This is a genomic window from Halomonas sp. AOP43-D1-4, from assembly GCF_052446175.1.
GTDB lineage: Bacteria > Pseudomonadota > Gammaproteobacteria > Pseudomonadales > Halomonadaceae > Vreelandella > Vreelandella citrativorans.
Genome location: NZ_JBQSVY010000019.1, coordinates 1 through 18475 on the forward strand (window position 1 = coordinate 1; position 18475 = coordinate 18475).

Sequence of the window (18475 nt, forward strand, 5' to 3'; positions counted from 1 at the left end):
AACATTACCGTGGGGTTATAAAAAAACTCCAGCTCATATGAGCTGGAGTTTTCATAGTGCCTGACACCTTTTAAAAAGCGCCTAGCGAACGATCATGACGGACACCTTTGAATGATGCACAACATGCTCAGCATTCGGGCCCAGTACATAGTCGACAAACTTATGCCGAGTATGAGAAGCCATCACGATCAGGTCCACGTCCAGCTTTTTGCCCACCTTAATGATGGCCTCCCAGGGGGAGCCATCGACAATAATGCTTTGGGTTTTAACATCCTGCGGAATATTGTCCTGAATAAACGTATGCTGCGCCTCTTTCATGGCCTCATGCGCTTTTGCAGAAAAATTCTTGGGGAAGTAAGCCCCTACCATCGGCATTTTGAGTTCTGGCAGCACAGTGACAATGTGCAACGACGCACCGAAGGTCTGGCAAAGCGTTACCGCCGTGGGCAACGCTTTCTTCCAGGAACCCTCTTCATTCAAGTCCACGGGCAGTAATATTTTTTGGTACATGACAACCTCCCTAGGCCACTGCCGCGCCATCATGATCAGACTTTTTACTACGCCGGCGACGCTGCATGAGTACAACAAAACCAAATATTGCCAACGCCGGTAGCCACATCCACTCTTTCGTCCAGCGGTCTACAGGGGCCAGTACTTCGATAATCTCCTGGTCGAAGTCAAACCCCAGGTCGGCGGCCTGGCTGCCGAAGGCGACGAAATCGACTAGCGTTTGATCACCGTCTACATACAGCTCCATACCGAGGTTTTCCAGGCGCTCCTGGCCCGTATCACCACGAGGTACCGGGACCAGTACGTAGGTCGTCATTGGCGAGCCAAAAGCATCTTCACCAGCGATTTGTACCCGCAGATTACTGCCATCCTCGACACGCTCAAGGGCATCAGCAAACTGAGCAGGCGGCACTGACGCATACGGGTCATGTATCTTGTCCATCCAGAAGCCTGGGCGGAAGAGCGTGAAAGCGACCAACAGCAGCAGCAGCGACTCATACCAGCGATTGCGCGTCAGCATGTAACCTTGCGTGCCCGCGGCGAAAATCAGCATCGCCACAGTGGCCACAATAAACACCACCACGCCCTGCATCGGGGTAACATCAATGAGCAGCAGGTCCGTATTAAAGATAAACAGAAACGGAAGCGCTGCCGTACGCAGACTGTAGTAGAACGCCTGGAAGCCTGTCCGAATCGGGTCCCCTCCGGACACAGCAGCAGCCGCAAAAGAGGCCAGCCCCACGGGCGGCGTAACGTCCGCCATAATGCCGAAATAGAACACGAACAGGTGGACAGCGATCAGCGGCACAATCAGGCCATTTTGCTGACCCAGCATCACAATCACCGGCGCCATCAAGGCCGAAACCACAATATAGTTAGCGGTCGTGGGCAAGCCCATGCCTAAAATCAAGCTCAGCAAAGCGGTTAAAAACAAAATCATCATCAGGTTACCGCCTGACAGGATTTCAACCACATCTGCAAGTACCAGGCCCACACCGGTTTGCGACACCGCACCCACCACGATACCCGCTGTGGCCGTCGCGATACCGATACCGATCATGTTACGCGCGCCAGTCACCAGGCCGTCCCATAGGTCTAAAAAGCCCTCTTTGATATCGGCGGCCATTTTGCTGCGCCCACGGAAGACGGCAATAATGGGACGCTGCGTCACCATAATAAAGATCATGAACACCGTGGCCCAAAAAGCGGAAAGCCCAGGCGAGAGCCGCTCGACCATCAAGCACCAAACCAGCACAACAACCGGCAAGATATAGTGCAAACCGACCATTACGGTGGGTCGTGTCTGCGGCAGTTTAATAACCTTGGCGTTAGGGTCATCCATTTCCAGTTCAGGATAGTGAGACCCTATTTTCAAAAGCCCTACATAAATAATCGCCAGGCCGATTGAAATGACCCACGGCGTTGCCTCACCCAGCACGGGCTTGAGCCACCCAAGGCCGTAATAGACCACCACCGACAGCCCCATTAACAGCAACAGGCCGGTTAAAAACCCTATGATTTTGTTAAGTAATGGACGGGCTGGGTTGTTGGAAGGCAGCCCTTGCATATTGGCTTTAAGGGCTTCCAGGTGAACGATATAAATCAACGCAATATAGGAAATAATCGCAGGCAAGAAGGCATGTTTAATCACGTCCACATACGGGATGCCGACATACTCAACCATCAAAAACGCAGCCGCGCCCATTACCGGCGGCATGATTTGCCCATTCACCGATGAGGAGACTTCAATGGCACCGGCTTTCTCGGCGCTAAATCCCACCCGTTTCATCATCGGGATAGTAAAGGTGCCCGTTGTTACCGTATTGGCAATCGACGAGCCGGAAATTAGCCCAGTCATGCCTGATGCCACAACGGCCGCTTTTGCAGGGCCGCCTTTCAGATGGCCTAACATCGAGAATGCGACTTTTATAAAATAGTTACCGGCACCGGCCTTATCGAGCAACGCACCAAACAACACAAACAGAAAGACAAAGCTGGTAGATACACCTAGCGCGATACCAAAGACGCCTTGGGTACCCAGCCACTGGTGGTTAATCAACCCTCCCAGGCTGACGCCACGGTGGGCAAGAATGCCCGGCATGTACGGGCCAAACAGGGAGTAGCCAATAAATATCGCGGCAACCACCATCAGGGGTGGGCCAAGCGCACGCCGAGTAGCTTCCAGCAGCATGATAATGCCGACGATGCCCACCACGATGTCCTGCGTGATAGGGCGCCCGGGGCGCTGCGCTAACTCTGAATAGAAAAGAAACAGATACCCACCGCAAAAGGCCGCCACCGCTGCAAACATCCAGTCTTGTAGCGGAATACGGTCGCGCGGTGAGCGCTTTAACGCGGGATAGGCCATATAGGCCAAAAACAGCGCAAACGCCAAGTGAATAGAGCGTGCTTCAGTGGCACTAAAAACACCGAAGCCGATCATATAAGGGAGTGGAGATGCAATCCATAGCTGGAACAGCGACCACGCTGCTGCAATACTTACCAGCAACTTACCGGGTACGCCGTGAGGCTTCCTTGCCCCTGTGTCACTGGCGGCGACCATATCCTCCAGGTCGCTCTCAGTGGCGTTAGAGGGTTGTTTGTCATCACGCATACGCTTGCCCTGCCTAATGGTCAGCGCTGACAATCAGCGCTTTCAACAAGAAGCGCGGACACCCGAGGTGCCCGCGCTTAAACTTCAAAAGCAATCACTATTGATCCTGGCTAATAGCGTCACACTAGGGTCTTATTCGATCCAGCCACGCTCGCGGTAGTAACGTGCAGCGCCATCGTGCAGCGGTGCAGTTAGACCGTCAGAAATCATGTCTTCTTCGTTAAGGTTTTCGAACGCCGGGTGCAGGCGCTTGAAGCGATCAAAGTTATCAAATACCGCTTTAACCGTTTCGTAAATAACCTCTTCATCCACGTCAGTCGATGAAACGAAAGTGGCTGCTACACCGAAGGTTTCAACGTCTTCGTCGTTACCACGGTACAAACCTCCGGGGATCACAGAACGCGTGTAGTAAGGATACTCTTCGATCAGCGTATCGATTTCATCACCAGTGACCGATACCAGGTTCGCATCAATCGTGGTGGTGGCTTCCTGGATGGAGCCATTCGGGTGGCCTACCACATAGACCATCGCATCGATGTTGTTATCAGACAGAGCTGAAGCCTGTTCCGCCGCATCCAACTGAGATGCCAACGCGAACGTATCTTCGTCCCAACCAAACGCTTCCATGACGACATCCATGGTGTTGCGCTGGCCAGAGCCTGGGTTACCGATGTTAACGCGCTTGCCTAGGAAATCGCTGATATTGTCGATACCCGCATCCGCACGCGCGACAACGGTAAGAGGTTCACCATGCATGGTGAATACCGCACGCATGTCACCCCAGGGGCCTTCTTCTTCAAAGTTGGCTTCGCCGTTGTAAGCACGGTATTGAACGTCAGACTGGACAACGCCCATATCCAACTCACCGCTTTTCATGCCATTCACGTTGGCAACAGAGCCGCCTGTAGAAGGCGCATTACAGCGAATACTGTGCTCTTCGCTGCCACGGTTAACCATACGGCAGACCGACTGGCCTACGACGTAGTAAACACCGGTCTGGCCGCCTGTGCCGATTGTAATATAGCGCTCTTGAGCAACAGCGGGGGCAGCAAACGTAGCTGCTGCGATCAACGCGCCAGAAAAAGTGGCGGTAGAAAACACATGGCGATTCATGGATACACCTCTATCTTGATGTTGTGAGCGTTATGCGTTTTGGAACCACCGATGATCTGTTCCCTCGGGTGATTTTTCGTCCAAAACGTTTTCAAGACAAACTGTTATAGTTCGACATCCTGAAGTGCCGACCTTAACTACTTTAGCGAAAAAACCGCTAATTAGCGAAGCCAATACGTGGCTTCAAGGATACGAGCGGCGCCTATTGAAACACGACTCTAACGCTGCGTAACGTTTAGTCACCGTTAATTGCTATGCCTCTTTTGCATAGGGGGTATGAGATAAGCAACCAAACTTCCCGAAAGCCTGCCTGGCCCGTCAAAGGGTTGGTTGCTTAATAAGGTATAGCTCAATAGGCAGGGGTAGCCAAGCCCGCATGGAGGTTCCCTGAGGTTCGCAACCTACACGCCGGCAACAACAACCAGAACCACACCACGCCCTAAGCGTGGTGTGGTTCCTTTTTACCGATTCTTATGGCGATACAAGCGCCGTCGCGCCTTGAAGAGACCTACTGATCGATGGGCTTGCAGAAGCCGGCTTGATCCGGAATCGAAATACAGTCGCCCACTTTAATGCCGCGTTCGGCGAAGTAGCCGCCATTGACTTCAAGGGCCGCCCAAAATGCGGCACCTGCCGGATAGGAGGGACAATTGGCCGGAACACTGGACTCACAGGGAGGCATGGTGTTAATCGCTACGATACGCCCCTCCTGATCGATAAACGCGATATCCAGCACAATGCGCGTGCGGTACATCCAAAAAGTGTTGCCAGCAGGCTGCTCGCTCTCGAAACGAAACAGCATGCCGCGGTTTTCAGGCAGCGATTCACGCTCCATCAACCCTCGCTGACGCTGCGCCGCGCTTTTGGCCACTTCCACTTCCAGCCGGTGTGGGCCTCCGTCACTATGAATAGCCAGAGGCAGTAAATCGCTCTCTGGGTCAGCGCCCTCAGCCCAGGCGAGCGCGCCCCAAACCGTACCGGGAAGCAACGCGACCAAAGGCAAGCCTAACGCAGCTTTTAGCATAAGACGACGAGTCGGGTTCATGGAGGCAGGTCCTTTAATCGGTAAGCTGGTCAATCGTCATGACTTTCATCGTATTGGTACCACCATGAGCATTCATGTGATCACCCCGTGTCAGGATGACATGATCCCCCGGCTCGGCAAGCTTATGTTGCACCAGCAGTTCCAGCGCACGACGATTAAGCTCGGTCGCGCTCATTTCTGAGGTATCAAACGGTAGCGACACGACGCCACGATATAGCGCCATACGCCGCTGCGCGATGGGGTTATGGGCAAGGCCGACAATCGGCAAACCAGAACGGATGCGCGAGGCAATCAAGGGGGTATAACCGGAGGCGGTCATGCAGGCAATCGCGGCCACACCGGTCATATGGTTGGCGGCGTACATAGCAGAAAGGGCAATGGTTTCATCGGGGCGAGTAAAGCCTTCATGAATCCGGTGGCCCGACTCTTGTGCCACCTTTTCACGCTCAGCGCCCAAACAGACACGCGCCATGGCTTCCACGGTTTCCACCGGATAGTCGCCTGCGGCAGTTTCCGCTGAAAGCATCACGGCGTCACTGCTATCCAGCACGGCATTGGCCACATCAAACACTTCAGCGCGGGTAGGCAGCGGCGCCGAGATCATGCTTTCCATCATTTGAGTGGCGGTAATCACCGCACGGTTGAGCGAGCGGGCGCGTTTGATCATGCGCTTTTGCACGCCCACCAGTTTGGCGTCGCCAATCTCAACCCCCAGGTCGCCTCGGGCCACCATCACCGCTTCAGAGGCTTCGATAATGCCGTCAAGCGTTGCCTCATCGGCCACAGCCTCGGCACGCTCAACCTTGGCCACTAGGCCAATCTCCTTGCCCTCTTCACCCAGCAGACGGCGCGCTTCCAGCATGTCTTCGGCATGGCGCGGGAAAGAAATCGCCAGGTAATCAACGCCAATCTCAACGGCGGTTTTTAAATCCTGTTTATCTTTATCCGTTAGCGCCGGGGCAGAAAGCCCACCGCCCTGTTTGTTGATGCCTTTATGATTGGAGAGTTTGCCCCCCACTACCACGTGGGTATGAACCTGCTGGCCTTCTACACGGGTAACGTCCAGCACCACACGGCCATCATCCAGCAACAGGCGGTCGCCAGCGCCCACATCCTGAGCAAGGGTTTTGTAGTCGCAGCCCACTTGATGAACGTCGCCTGCATCACTGTCCATCGCCATATCCAGCACAAACGGCTGCCCCTCTTTCAGGGTCACCATGCCCTCTTTAAAGCGGGCAATGCGAATTTTGGGGCCCTGGAGGTCCCCCAGTGCTGCCACGCTGCGCCCCAGCTTGGCAGCAATTTCGCGCACCCGTAAAAGACGCTGACGATGATCATCGGGCGTGCCGTGGGAGAAGTTCAAACGTACGACATCTACCCCCGCTTTCAGCATTGCCTCCAAAACGCCCTCACGGTCACTGGCGGGCCCCAGGGTGGCAACAATTTTGGTACGGCGAAGCGGGATATGTGTCTGTGCGTTCATAGTTTTCCTAAACAATCACGGGGTTTGTCATTAGCCTATCAGTATAAGACCACCAGGATGACAACCGTAAGGCGTGTGCACAAGTTATTCGCGTAAATCGACCGTAATTTCGAGCGAATACTCTTCGCAGTTATTACCTTCGCCACCGCGATCCACCACTAAAAACTCGCCTTCACGCTCAAGCACCGACTGTATTGCATGCCAAGTGCCTGCTCGGTAGTTAACGCCCTGACGGCCGTCGGTAACAAACGCACGCACTGTCTTTGGATCAATCGTCTCGCCTGGCGGTGCGACCACCACAATAAAGCGTTCCTGATGCAGCGGCATAAATGCTTGGCTGCCCAGTGGATGGCGCTCTAAAAAGGTTAATTCAAGCGGTAAGGAAACGGGCTGACTCACAAACAGATTGATCAGCGTATGGGCGTTTTCACCCAGGGTTTGCACCTTCGCCAGGTCGTGATGGCGCTGGGTACGCCCGGCGTTAATGGCAAACGAGGGTGACTCGCGCGCGTCGATGACCTCGCCAAAAGGCACGAAGGCCTCACGCGTCAACGGCTCGGCGGTGAGTGTCAGCATGTTGGCCTCCTCATGGCTTTCTTCATTTCAACGAAAGCTTCATTTCAGCGAAAGAGCTTGAGCTTTACGTGGCGATTGACGTCCTTGTAAAGCAGGTAGCGAAACGGTCCCGGGCCGCCGGCATAGCAAGCCTGAGGGCAGAAAGCGCGCAACCACATGAAATCCCCCGCTTCCACTTCCACCCACTGCTGGTTCAGGTGATACACCGCCTTGCCTTCCAGCACGTAAAGGCCGTGCTCCATGACGTGGGTTTCATCAAACGGAATGACGCCGCCAGGCTGGAAGTTGACGATGGTGACGTGCATGTCATGGCGCACATCGTTAGGGTCGACAAAACGGGTGGTCGACCAGCGCCCTTCCGTGCCGGGCATCTCGCTGGGCGTGATCGCCTGCTCGTTGGTGACGAAGGCTTCCGGTACATCAAGGCCGTCCACGTACTCAAAGGCCTTGCGAATCCAGTGAAAGCGAACGGCTTCGCGGGATTCATTGCGCACTCGCCACTCCACACCCGGCGGAATAAACGCATAGCCGCCCGGGGCCATGGCATGGCGCACGCCGTCCAGACTCAGCGACAGTTCGCCCTCGACCACGAATAGCACACCTTCGGCATCCTCCTCAGGCTCAGGCTTGTCGCTTCCGCCGCCGGGCTGCACTTCCATGATGTACTGGGAGAAGGTCTCGGCGAAGCCGGAGAGCGGTCGCGCCAGCACCCAAGCGCGGGTACCCTGCCAAAACGGCAGATTGCTGGTGACGATATCGCGCATGACGCCTTTCGGGATTAGCGCGTAGGCTTCAGTAAAAACGGCCCGATCCGCCGTTATTTGGGTTTGCGGTGGATGCCCGCCTTGAGGGGCATAGTAAACCGGATTGTTCATTGAATGGCCTTTTATGAGGTAACGGGCGGATGGTGTTTCGCCCAGTGGCGGGCGATATCGACGCGTCGAGCGACCCACACGCGATCATGGGTCTCTATATAGTCTAAAAAGCGCTGTAGGGCGCGGAAACGTCCCGGGCGTCCCAGCAAGCGACAGTGCATGCCGATAGAGAGCATCTTGGGCGCTTCTTCCCCCTCTTCATACAGCACATCAAAGGCATCGCGCAGATACGTAAAGAAGTGATCCGCCGTATTGAAGCCCTGCGGCGCAGCAAAGCGCATATCGTTGGTGTCCAGCGTATAGGGCACAATCAGATGAGAGTGATCACTCCCCTGGCTGTCGGTAACGGTCGTCCAAAAGGGCAGATCGTCGCCGTAATAGTCACTATCGTAAAGAAAACCGCCTTCATCCATAATCAGCTTACGGGTGTTGGGGCTATCGCGCCCGGTGTACCACCCCGCTGGCTTCTCCCCGTATAAGCGCTGAAATATCTCCACGGCTTTTTGCAGGTGTTCACGTTCAATGTGTTCGGCTACTTCCTGGTAGTGAATCCAGCGGTAGCCGTGGCACGCGACCTCATGCCCCAACTCCTTGAATGCCTGGGCGACATCAGGGTTTCGCTCTAGCGCCATCGCCACACCGAATACCGTTAAAGGCAGCCCCCGCCGCTCAAATTCGCGAAGGATCCGCCACACGCCTGCCCGAGAGCCGTACTCGTAGATCGACTCCATGCTCAAGTGGCGGTCGGCGTAACTGGCCGCGCCGATGATCTCGGATAAAAACTGCTCAGAGCCATTATCTCCGTGCAGCACGCAGTTCTCCCCACCCTCTTCATAGTTGAGGACAAACTGTACGGCGATTTTGGCCTTGCCTGGCCAGTTGGCATGCGGCGGTGTACGCCCATAGCCTTTTAAGTCACGCGGATAGCAGAGGTCAGTGGTTAGCGTCATCAGCGGGCCCTTCGGTTATCACCAAGCGTATAAATTCAATTAATTGACCATTGTTGTATACAAAATAAACATATTAATAGCCCACGGCAATATGCCCAGGAATGGCTGATCAACCCATCGTATCTCTTGTAACTTAAAAAGCGCCAAACCTGAGCGTGTAGACGAATCTATTAGCCTTTTTAATGAGAGTAAAGGCCTTGCTCTTGGCGATAAAGCCCCCTATTTTTGTATACAAGATACATCGGATCGTTTACCTACAGGATCGCGTGCTGTGCACATACATATTATTAACCCCAATACGACAGCATCCATGACCCAAGCCATTGGGCAGGCTGCTGAGCTTTACGCCTCCCCGGGGACCCGCATAAGCGCGTCTCAACCTGAATCAGGTCCGGTTTCCATTGAGAGCCATTTTGATGAAGTGGTAAGCGCGGTAGGCGTGGCCGAAGAAGTACTTAAAGGTGAGCAACAAGGCGGTATTGATGCCTATATTGTGGCCTGCTTTGGCGACCCTGGTCTGCTTGCCGCGCGTGAAGTAACCCGCGCCCCGGTGATTGGCATTGCTGAGGCAGCCTTCCATTTAGCCACGCTAATCAGCACGCGCTTCTCCATTGTTACCACCCTGGGGCGTACCGGCATTATTGCCGAGCACCTGCTTGAGCAGTACGGCTTTCGCCACCACTGCCGACGCATTCGCGCCGCTGAAATTCCGGTACTAGACCTTGAGCACCACCCCGATGCGGCGTTTACCCGAATTGTCGAGGAGTGCTGCCGCGCCAGGGATGAAGATGATATCGGCGCCATCGTGCTGGGCTGTGGTGGTATGGCGAACCTCACCCAACAGATCAGCCACGAAGTAGGTATTCCCGTCGTTGAAGGTGTAAGCGCAGCCTTGAAGCTTGCAGAATCCCTGGTCGGCTTGGGACTGCATACCAGCAAGCACGGCGACCTTGCTTACCCACGACCCAAACCCTTTACCGGTAAGTTTGCCGCCCTATCAAACCTTCCATTGCCGCTTAAATAGCACGCTCATCAGAAGGTCAGTAATTCGTTAATCAGTGCATTCGTAAAAGAACCAGAACGTCCAGTAGTACGCCATGCCGCAAGCATCTTTCAGGCTACAACCTGAGAAACCAACAATACTCATAATCTTGCGAGGACGACATCATGAGCATTTCAAATGCTGCTCTTGCGTCAGAAGACCCTTCTACAGCGCGCACCAAAGCCCTGGGGGAGGAAAGCCTGGCTCCCCAGGGTACCCGAATTATGGGGCGAGGCTCCTACTTTCTGGCCTGGTTTGGTGGGTGCGTTTCTATCGGCACCTTTGCCATGGGCTCAAGCGTTGTCGGTACGTTAAACCTGCTACAGGCAACGCTTGCCATCGCCATCGGGTGCTTTGTCATCGGCATTGCACTGGCGATTAACGGTGCAGCGGGCTACAAATACGGCATTCCGTTTATGGTGCAGGCGCGCAGCGCATTTGGGTTTACCGGTACGCGTATTCCCGGCCTGGTTCGCGCGTTGCCTGCCGTGGTGTGGTACGGCTTTCAAAGCTGGATTGGTGCAGGGGCACTCAACATGGTGTCAGCAACCCTGTTCGGCTTTGATAACCTGGTGTTTTACTTTATTACCTTCCAATTCCTGCAAATCGGCCTTTCGGTGATGGGCTTTCAAGGTATCAAGTGGCTGGAAAATATCGGCAGCGCGTTTATTTTGGCCTCGCTGATGTACATGTTTTACGCCACGGTGCAGCGCTATGGCGATGAATTATCCGCCAGCCTGTTCACCATGGAAGGCTCTTGGGGTATGCCATTCTGGGGCGCCACCATGCTCTTTTTAGGCATCTACAGCACCATGATGCTTAACGTCAGCGACTACTCGCGTGAGCATAAAAAAGGCACGGCCCAGAGCCTGCTTACCACCATTTATGCCATGTCGATTCTACCCTGTACGCTGTTTATGGGCCTGATCGGCTACATGGTGTCGGAAGCCACGGGCACCGCAGACCCCATTCAGGTGTTTGCCAATGCCGTGGATAACACGCCGCTACTAATGACCACTCTGCTGTTTATCGCCTTTGCCCAGGTCACGACCAATGCACTGAACAACGTGGTGCCGCCTACCTATGTACTAATGGACATCTTCAAGATCAAGTTCCCGGTCGCGACCGTCATTGTCGGCCTATTAGCGTTTGCCACCTTCCCCTGGAAGCTGGTTCAACCGGGCTCGGCCGCCGGTTTACAGCTGTTTGTCCAAACCTACTCGGCCTTTCTGGGCCCCATCTTTGCCATTCTGGTGGTGGATTACTACATCATCCGCCGCCGCACGTTGGATATCAGCAAGCTCTACGATCCCACCGGCCCTTATCAAGGCGTCAATAAAGCGGCTCTCGTTGCAACCGCGGTGGGCATCCTGGCAGCACTCTTTTTCTCTGCGGTCTCCTGGTACGCCAGTTTAATTCCCGCCGGGCTGACCTATTACCTGCTGATGAAGCACTGGCCCGCCTGCCAGCGTTTTACACGCTAACCCCTCCCAATCCGACGGCTGCCTACGTGCAGCCGTGCTGACGATTAATGCAGAGAGAGCCTGCCATGCATGAGCAACCGCCTAACAGCGATCTTGATATCAAGCAGTTCGATCCCTCGCTTTATAATGAAGATCTGGCCCCCTTAAAGCCCCAGGCACGCACTTGGGGCGCATTTGAAATCTTTAACGTGTGGTCCAACGATATCCAAAGCCTGTTTGGCTATACCCTCGCGGCATCGCTATTCCTCACCTATGGCTTGAACGGCTGGGCAGTGATGGCAGCGATTATTCTAGCCGGTGTTATTGTCATGTTTCTGGTGAACCTAACGGGCAAACCAAGCGTTAAATACGGCATCCCTTTCCCAGTGATGGTGCGCGCTAGTATGGGGGTGCGCGGTGCCAACCTTCCCGCCATGCTACGCGCGATTGTGGGTATCTTTTGGTACGGCGTGCAGACCTATTTCGCATCAACGGCAGTCGCCCTGCTGATTACCGCCTTTATCGGGGCGGGCAGCGGCACGACCTTCCTGGGCCTTTCTGGCGTCGCATGGGTGTCATTTGTGATCGTGTGGCTTTTTCAAATCGCGATCTTCTGGCAAGGCATCGAGCGGATTAAGCACTTTTTGAACTGGGCAGGCCCGCTGGTGTACGTGGTTATGGTCGTGCTGATGGGAATTGTCTGGTTCCAGGCAGGAGACGAGTTGCTACCCGCCATTGGAACCATCTTTAGCGGCAGCGGTGAGCAAAACGTGGGCGCCGTGGGCGCGTTTCTTGCCATTGTAGGCACCATGGTGGCTTACTTTGCGGCCGTGGTGATCAACTTTGGCGACTTTACCCGCTTTGTAAAAACCGAGCGCCAAATGAAGCTGGGCAACCTGCTTGGATTACCGCTTAACGTGGCGTTTTTCTCGTTTATCGCACTTATTATTACTGCCGGTACGCTGGTACTGTTTGGCGAAGCGCTCACCAACCCCGCCGATATTGTTGAGCGCGTTGATTCATTACCGCTGACCATCATCGCCGCCCTCACTTTTTTTGCCGCTACCGTGGGCATTAACCTGGTCGCCAACTTTATTCCACCGGCTTATGACCTGGCCAACCTCTTTCCCAGCAAAATCAGCTTTAAGGTGGGTGGCTTGATTACCGCCGTTATCGCCTTCTTTGTGGGAGCGCTGTGGATCTCGGTGATTAGTCAGATTGGCATCCCCGGCTTTGTCAATGCCCTTGGCGCTATTGTCGCGCCGTTCTATGGCATTATTGTGGTGGACTACTACCTGATTAAGCGCCAACACCTCAATATGCAGGAGCTATTCTCCTCAGCCCCTGGCAGCGCGTACTACTACACAAACGGATGGAACCGCCGCGCCCTACTTGCGTTTGGCTGCGCAGCGCTGTTCTCGCTCTCCACGGTGCTAGTCCCTGCCCTTTCAAGCCTGGACGGCTACGGCTGGCTCATTGGTGCAGGATTAGGAGGCGCGTTCTACTTTGGCTTGATGCGACAGTTTAAGGCAGCACCCACCCTTACCCAGCAGAGGGCAAGTTGAGGTGAGTGAGCTTTAACGAATGTTTCAGGAACTGGTGATTTAAAAACTGGTGATTTAAAAACTGGTAATTTAAAACTGACAGTTTAGGCAATTTGAAAGCGCCATCGGCTTTGTGCCGATGGCGCTTTTTTAGAGTGCAGGCAGCAACGAAAACGTCAGCGCCTAGTGGTTTTTCTCAAGCGTTAAATGGTTGTCTATTTCCTTTATCCTGTCTTCCGTGTGGTGATTGACGTAGAGCACCGTGGTTTCCTTGCCTTCACAGATTTTCTCGATGAGCGCAAGAACGAGCTGGCGGTTCATGTCATCAAGGCCCAGGCAGGGCTCGTCGAGTATTAGAAGCGGCGGGTGCTTCACCATGGCACGGGCAATCAGTAGCAACCGCTGGTCGCCGTAGGAAAGCTTATTGAACGGCTGGTCGGCACGCGTTTTCATACCCAGTAAATCAAGCCATTGGTCGGCAATCTTTTGCTGATTATCGGTAGATTTTGTGTAAACGCCGATACTATCAAAAAAGCCCGAGATGATGACGTTCCTGCAGCTAGTGCTGACACGATACTCCCATTGCAGGGCCGTGGAGACATAGCCAATAAACTGCTTGATCTGCCAGATACTTTCGCCGTTACCGCGCTGGAAGCCAAACACGAAAATATCGTTGGTATAGCATTGCGGGTGGTCTCCCGTGATCAAGGACAATACGCAGGTTTTACCGCTGCCGTTAGGACCACTCAGTTGCCAGTGTTGCCCGCGTTCGATCGTCCAGTCGAGCGAGTCCACAATGACGGTATCGCCGTATTTAATCGTCGCTTGCTTGAGCTTCACTAACGGCTGGTTGGGGTCGAGCGCGGGCAACTGATGGGCAGGGTCGGCCTCGGGCACGCTTAGGTCAGTCGTTTTCAAATGCAGCAGTTGGTAAAGCTCGTTGAAGGCGGCCTCATCCTGGCGGTCTACTGTGAACGCCAGTCGCCCACCTTCCCTACGCGCTCTATTGCCTTGCTTTTTATTCTCTTGCGCCGGGTCTGGCCGGTCTTTATCCAGGTAAGCCACGTGAGTGATGAAGTCCGGCATTTCGTCGAAGCGATTGAGCACCATCACCATGGGGACGCTTTCGATAATAGAGGCAAGATGGGCTTGCAGCATGGCGAGCGTGTCGACGTCCAGGCCATCGAACGGCTCATCTAGAATGAGCAGATCGGGCTTGTTAGCCAGCGCTCGGATCAGCATAACTTTGCGGGTTTCACCCGTGGAGAGTTTGCGAAAGGCGCGGTCGAGGAGTGTCGTTAGGCCGAATTTTTCAACCAGCTCGCCAGCGAGTTCGGCATCTTGGCAGTGCTCGAAAATCATTTCACTGACCGGCGTGCCAAGCGACACGACATCCATGATGTCGGCATCGTCTTTTTTCAGCTCTTCTGCGATAAGCTCGGCCTGCACTTCAAAAGAGACCAGCCCGACGCGCTCGGGAAGCCCTTGAACAGTGCCCGCTTCAATCTTGCCAACGCCAGCCAGTGCCGCCGCCAGGGCCGACTTACCGGAACCGTTAGCGCCGGTGATGACCCAATGCTGGTGAGGTTCGATGGTCCAGTCAATCTCGCTTAGGGTGAAGCGATCATCAAAACTGATCGTCGCATTGTTTAGCTGAATGCTCGCCAAGCGGGTTGAAGGCTCCATGAACATGTTCCTTACATTGGTAAAAAATCAGGGTTCGGAAAGTCTTTATCCAGGGACAAAAAAGCCGAGCATATCGTGGTGGATATCTCGGCTTTCCATTGACTAGCTAACGGTTAACCCGTGGGTTAAACGATCTTCTTCATATCCGCCATGTGGCCACGCAGCACGGCGCCAACAGCTTCCACCGGGTGAGCGCGAAGCGCATCGTTGACCTCGATCAATCGTGCGTTATCGACACCGTTGTCGTCCAGATCAAGGCCTTTACCGATGACATCGGATTTAATGCCTTTCATGAAGTCTGCCAACAGCGGCACACAGGCGTGGTTGTACAGGTAGCAACCGTACTCTGCGGTATCAGAGATCGTCGCGTTCATTTCGTACAATTTCTTGCGCGCGATGGTGTTCGCGATGAGCGGCGTTTCGTGTAGCGACTCGTAGTAGGCAGACTCATCGATAATGCCCGCAGCGGTCATGGTTTCGAACGCAAGCTCAACGCCCGCTTTCACCATGGCGACCATCAAGATGCCGTTGTCGAAGAATTCCTGCTCGGAAATTTCAACGTCGCCAGCAGGCGTTTTCTCGAAGTTGGTTTCGGCAGTGTCTGCACGCCATTTCAGAAGGTTAGCATCATCGTTTGCCCAGTCTTCCATCATCGTGCGGGAGAAGTGGCCGCTCATGATGTCGTCCTGGTGCTTGTTGTACAGCGGACGCATGATGTCTTTCAGCTCTTCCGCCAGATCAAAGGCCTTGATCTTGGCCGGGTTGGAAAGACGGTCCAGCATGTTGGTCACGCCGCCGTACTTAAGCGCCTCGGTGATGTTTTCCCAGCCGTACTGAATCAGTTTGGAGGCATAACCTGGCTCAATACCCTCTTCGATCATTTTATCAAAGCAGAGGATAGAGCCTGTTTGCAGCATACCGCAAAGAATCGTCTGCTCGCCCATCAGGTCGGATTTAACTTCCGCGATGAAAGAGGACATCAACACGCCCGCTTTGTGGCCGCCAGTGCCCACTGCGTAGGCTTTCGCTAGCGCAAGCCCTTCTCCTTTAGGATCATTGGCTTCGTGCACAGCGATCAAGGTAGGAACGCCGAAACCACGAACGTATTCAGCACGCACCTCAGAACCCGGGCACTTGGGCGCCACCATGATGACGGTCAGGTCATCACGCACCTGCATGCCCTCTTCTACGATGTTGAAACCGTGGGAATAAGACAGGCAAGCGCCTTCTTTCATAAGCGGCATGACAGCGTTCACCACTGCGGTATGCTGCTTGTCCGGGGTCAGGTTTAAAACGACATCTGCCGTGGGAATCAGCTCTTCATAGGTGCCCACCACAAAACCGTTTTCAGAGGCGTTCTTCCAGGACTGGCGCTTTTGCGCAATGGCTTCAGGACGCAGTGCGTAGGAAACGTCCAGGCCGCTGTCGCGCAGGTTCAATCCCTGGTTGAGACCTTGCGCGCCACAGCCGATCACTACCATTTTTTTGCCTTTCAGCGCGTCGACACCATCAGCAAATTCTGAGCTGTACATGAAACGACATTTTGCCAGCTGAGCCAGCTGTTCGCGTAGCGGCAAGGTATTGAAATAGTTAGCCATCGTTTACATCCTGATTAAGTATCATCACGCTATCGATGCACGACACACCGACACGAAAAAAAGTGACACAGCCGCTCAATACGGGATCCAGCGCTATGTAAGTGAATCCAATCTAACCAAAAACGACTATTTCTTAAATTGATATATTTGCAACAACACGTCCCTATTTTCACAAAACGCTATTATCATAGCGCTTATGAACTTTAAACTTTTGAAACAATTCCTCGCGCTGGCCGAAACGCTGCATTTCGGCCGTGCAAGCGATGAGTGCTACGTCAGCATTTCTGCGCTTTCGCGCAACATCCGCCATTTGGAAGACGAACTGGGCGTGTCGCTGTTCAACCGTGACAACCGGACCGTGGTGTTGACTCAGGAAGGGCAAAAATTCCTCAAATATGCCCGCGATGCCAGCAGCCAATGGAATTTGATTCGTCATGAGTTAACCGACAATCTTGACCAATTAAGCGGTGAAATCAGTTTGTATGGCTCGGTGACGGCAAGCTACAGCTTTTTGCACGAGCTGCTTCGCCGCTTTCGTATCGCCTACCCGGCCATTGAAATCAAACTGCGCACCGGTGACCCGGAACACGCCATTGCGCACGTACTGGATGGTAAAGAAGACCTTAGCATTGCAGCAAAGCCTGCCCATCTACCGCGAGGCTTGGCCTTTAAGCCCATCGCTACGTCGCCGTTGCTGTTTATTGCCCCGCTGGAACAGCAAGTGCCGAATGCGCCAACCGGCACACCATTCACACCGGCAGAATGGGCGAACACGCCCATGATTCTATCGGAAAGCGGAGTCTCCAGAGCGCGTGTAGATGAATGGTTTCGCAAGCTGGACATCGCGCCACGTATTTATGCCCAGGTCACCGGTAATGAAGCCATTGTCAGCATGGTGAGCTTGGGCTTTGGCATTGGCGTGGTGCCTAAAATCGTCCTCGACAACAGTCCATTGGTGGGTCGCATTCGAGTACTCGACGTAGCGCCAGAACTAGCGCCCTACGATATTGGCTTGTTTACCCTGAAGAAGAACCTGAAAAACCCGCTGGTCGAGGCGTTCTGGAGCTTGATGTAAGCCCTGCTCGCGGCGTTAGCGATTAAGCTCGCCTCAGCCCCCAAATATCTGCTGTAGATCCGGGGCGCTCTCCTCTTCTTCGACCATGGAGAGCGAGGCTTCAATCGCTTTTAGGTGGCGGCTCATAAAGGCTTTGGCGCGTTCGCCGTTGCCGGATTCCAGATAGCCGATCAGGTCGTCATGGTCGTGGGATTCGCAGCCCAGGTGGCCACGGTGGCCATATACCGCAAGAATAAGCGATGAGCGCGAGCAGAGGCGTTCTACAAATTCGGCAAGCGTGGCGTTGCCAGAAAGCTGGGCGAGGCGCACATGAAAATCTGCTGACAGGCGAATGGCGGTGCTCTGTTGACCACTACGCAGCGCGTGACGCTCCTCGCGGGCCATCTCGCGCAGTTCAGCAGCTTCTTTTTCACCGATTCGCTTTGCCACATCGGGCATTAATCCGCACTCGACAAGCTGGCGGGCATCGAAAACATCCCTGGCTTCATCGGCGGTGGGTCGGGTAACACTGGCACCGCGGCGGGGCGTTAGGGTTACCAATTGCTCCAGCGCAAGACGCTGTAAAATCTTGCGTATGCCGGTACGGCTAATGCTAAACACGTCAGCAAGCGCATCTTCACGCAGCCTGGCACCGGGTTTTAGGCGCTGTTCAACAATCGCATCACTTACCGCACGATATATAGCATCGTGACGTTCATCGCCCTCTTTTTCTGGAGCAACCCGCTTCGCGGTCGCCTGCGCATCACTCATGTGGCTCTCCTATCGCCTCCTTACATTTGCATCGCGTCATGATATCGCGCTTGGCCTTGCCTGGGTGGGCGATATTACATGACGTTCGGCTAATGATGAGCAATAAAAAAGCGCTGCGTCCAGAGGACCGCAGCGCTTTCAGCGCCATGCA

The 18475-nt window shown here is 54.3% G+C and carries 15 protein-coding genes; 4 read left to right on the forward strand and 11 right to left on the reverse strand.

What is annotated here, in order from left to right; genetic code table 11:
• Positions 1-81 precede the first annotated feature (81 nt).
• The 8 genes from ACT3RQ_RS16175 to puuE all read right to left on the reverse strand — a co-directional run bounded on the left by ACT3RQ_RS16175 (position 82) and on the right by puuE (position 9166).
• On the reverse strand, positions 82-510 hold the full coding sequence (locus ACT3RQ_RS16175) for a universal stress protein (protein WP_087111921.1): 429 nt from the start codon (positions 508-510) through the stop codon (positions 82-84).
• 10 nt (positions 511-520) lie between these two features.
• The gene (locus tag ACT3RQ_RS16180) at positions 521-3124 is read right to left on the reverse strand and encodes a TRAP transporter permease (protein ID WP_444639046.1); all 2604 of its coding nucleotides are present in this window, start codon (positions 3122-3124) and stop codon (positions 521-523) included.
• 132 nt (positions 3125-3256) lie between these two features.
• The gene (locus ACT3RQ_RS16185; protein WP_444680890.1) at positions 3257-4237 is read right to left on the reverse strand and encodes a TAXI family TRAP transporter solute-binding subunit; all 981 of its coding nucleotides are present in this window, start codon (positions 4235-4237) and stop codon (positions 3257-3259) included.
• A gap of 508 nt (positions 4238-4745) precedes the next feature.
• The gene (locus ACT3RQ_RS16190) at positions 4746-5282 is read right to left on the reverse strand and encodes a DUF192 domain-containing protein (protein ID WP_172117450.1); all 537 of its coding nucleotides are present in this window, start codon (positions 5280-5282) and stop codon (positions 4746-4748) included.
• A 13-nt stretch (positions 5283-5295) separates the two neighbouring features.
• On the reverse strand, positions 5296-6765 hold the full coding sequence (gene pyk / locus ACT3RQ_RS16195; RefSeq protein ID WP_193057151.1) for a pyruvate kinase: 1470 nt from the start codon (positions 6763-6765) through the stop codon (positions 5296-5298).
• An 84-nt stretch (positions 6766-6849) separates the two neighbouring features.
• Positions 6850-7341: an ureidoglycolate lyase gene (locus ACT3RQ_RS16200; protein WP_444631668.1), complete on the reverse strand. Its 492-nt coding sequence runs from the start codon at positions 7339-7341 to the stop codon at positions 6850-6852.
• Positions 7342-7385: 44 nt separating this feature from the next.
• Entirely contained in the window at positions 7386-8216 is an 831-nt protein-coding gene (locus tag ACT3RQ_RS16205) for a bifunctional allantoicase/(S)-ureidoglycine aminohydrolase (RefSeq protein ID WP_444680891.1), read from the reverse strand.
• A gap of 11 nt (positions 8217-8227) precedes the next feature.
• The gene (gene puuE / locus ACT3RQ_RS16210) at positions 8228-9166 is read right to left on the reverse strand and encodes an allantoinase PuuE (protein WP_444639050.1); all 939 of its coding nucleotides are present in this window, start codon (positions 9164-9166) and stop codon (positions 8228-8230) included.
• A gap of 271 nt (positions 9167-9437) precedes the next feature.
• Between puuE and ACT3RQ_RS16215 the strand changes: the two genes are divergently transcribed.
• From ACT3RQ_RS16215 to ACT3RQ_RS16225, 3 genes are all read left to right on the forward strand, one after another.
• Positions 9438-10190 carry an aspartate/glutamate racemase family protein gene (locus tag ACT3RQ_RS16215; protein ID WP_193054403.1) on the forward strand — a complete coding sequence of 251 codons (753 nt, stop codon included), beginning with the start codon at positions 9438-9440 and terminating at the stop codon, positions 10188-10190.
• A 143-nt stretch (positions 10191-10333) separates the two neighbouring features.
• On the forward strand, positions 10334-11692 hold the full coding sequence (locus ACT3RQ_RS16220; protein ID WP_444639051.1) for an NCS1 family transporter: 1359 nt from the start codon (positions 10334-10336) through the stop codon (positions 11690-11692).
• 65 nt (positions 11693-11757) lie between these two features.
• Positions 11758-13236: an NCS1 family nucleobase:cation symporter-1 gene (locus tag ACT3RQ_RS16225; protein ID WP_444639052.1), complete on the forward strand. Its 1479-nt coding sequence runs from the start codon at positions 11758-11760 to the stop codon at positions 13234-13236.
• Positions 13237-13398: 162 nt separating this feature from the next.
• On the opposite strand, the gene modF is transcribed toward ACT3RQ_RS16225, so the two are convergent.
• Both modF and ilvC read right to left on the reverse strand, forming a co-directional pair.
• Positions 13399-14901, reverse strand: coding sequence for a molybdate ABC transporter ATP-binding protein ModF (gene modF, locus ACT3RQ_RS16230; RefSeq protein WP_441677200.1), 1503 nt, complete (start codon positions 14899-14901; stop codon positions 13399-13401).
• A gap of 125 nt (positions 14902-15026) precedes the next feature.
• Positions 15027-16499: a ketol-acid reductoisomerase gene (ilvC, locus tag ACT3RQ_RS16235; protein WP_444639054.1), complete on the reverse strand. Its 1473-nt coding sequence runs from the start codon at positions 16497-16499 to the stop codon at positions 15027-15029.
• A gap of 196 nt (positions 16500-16695) precedes the next feature.
• Between ilvC and ilvY the strand changes: the two genes are divergently transcribed.
• Complete coding sequence (gene ilvY, locus ACT3RQ_RS16240; RefSeq protein WP_441677202.1) at positions 16696-17574, forward strand: HTH-type transcriptional activator IlvY; 879 nt, start codon at positions 16696-16698, stop codon at positions 17572-17574.
• Positions 17575-17607: 33 nt separating this feature from the next.
• Here ilvY and ACT3RQ_RS16245 read toward each other — a convergent pair whose 3' ends face one another.
• The gene (locus tag ACT3RQ_RS16245) at positions 17608-18324 is read right to left on the reverse strand and encodes a GntR family transcriptional regulator (protein ID WP_444680892.1); all 717 of its coding nucleotides are present in this window, start codon (positions 18322-18324) and stop codon (positions 17608-17610) included.
• Positions 18325-18475: the final 151 nt, after the last annotated feature.

Coding starts and splice junctions, on each gene's coding strand:
- ACT3RQ_RS16190 (WP_172117450.1), bottom strand. CDS start 5,282: ATGAACCCGACTCGTCGTCTTATGCTAAAAGCTGCGTTAGGCTTGCCT.
- ACT3RQ_RS16175 (WP_087111921.1), bottom strand. CDS start 510: ATGTACCAAAAAATATTACTGCCCGTGGACTTGAATGAAGAGGGTTCC.
- ACT3RQ_RS16200 (WP_444631668.1), bottom strand. CDS start 7,341: ATGCTGACACTCACCGCCGAGCCGTTGACGCGTGAGGCCTTCGTGCCT.
- ACT3RQ_RS16205 (WP_444680891.1), bottom strand. CDS start 8,216: ATGAACAATCCGGTTTACTATGCCCCTCAAGGCGGGCATCCACCGCAA.
- ACT3RQ_RS16185 (WP_444680890.1), bottom strand. CDS start 4,237: ATGAATCGCCATGTGTTTTCTACCGCCACTTTTTCTGGCGCGTTGATC.
- ACT3RQ_RS16220 (WP_444639051.1), top strand. CDS start 10,334: ATGAGCATTTCAAATGCTGCTCTTGCGTCAGAAGACCCTTCTACAGCG.
- ilvC (WP_444639054.1), bottom strand. CDS start 16,499: ATGGCTAACTATTTCAATACCTTGCCGCTACGCGAACAGCTGGCTCAG.
- pyk (WP_193057151.1), bottom strand. CDS start 6,765: ATGAACGCACAGACACATATCCCGCTTCGCCGTACCAAAATTGTTGCC.
- ACT3RQ_RS16180 (WP_444639046.1), bottom strand. CDS start 3,124: ATGCGTGATGACAAACAACCCTCTAACGCCACTGAGAGCGACCTGGAG.
- ACT3RQ_RS16225 (WP_444639052.1), top strand. CDS start 11,758: ATGCATGAGCAACCGCCTAACAGCGATCTTGATATCAAGCAGTTCGAT.
- modF (WP_441677200.1), bottom strand. CDS start 14,901: ATGGAGCCTTCAACCCGCTTGGCGAGCATTCAGCTAAACAATGCGACG.
- ACT3RQ_RS16245 (WP_444680892.1), bottom strand. CDS start 18,324: ATGAGTGATGCGCAGGCGACCGCGAAGCGGGTTGCTCCAGAAAAAGAG.
- puuE (WP_444639050.1), bottom strand. CDS start 9,166: ATGACGCTAACCACTGACCTCTGCTATCCGCGTGACTTAAAAGGCTAT.
- ilvY (WP_441677202.1), top strand. CDS start 16,696: ATGAACTTTAAACTTTTGAAACAATTCCTCGCGCTGGCCGAAACGCTG.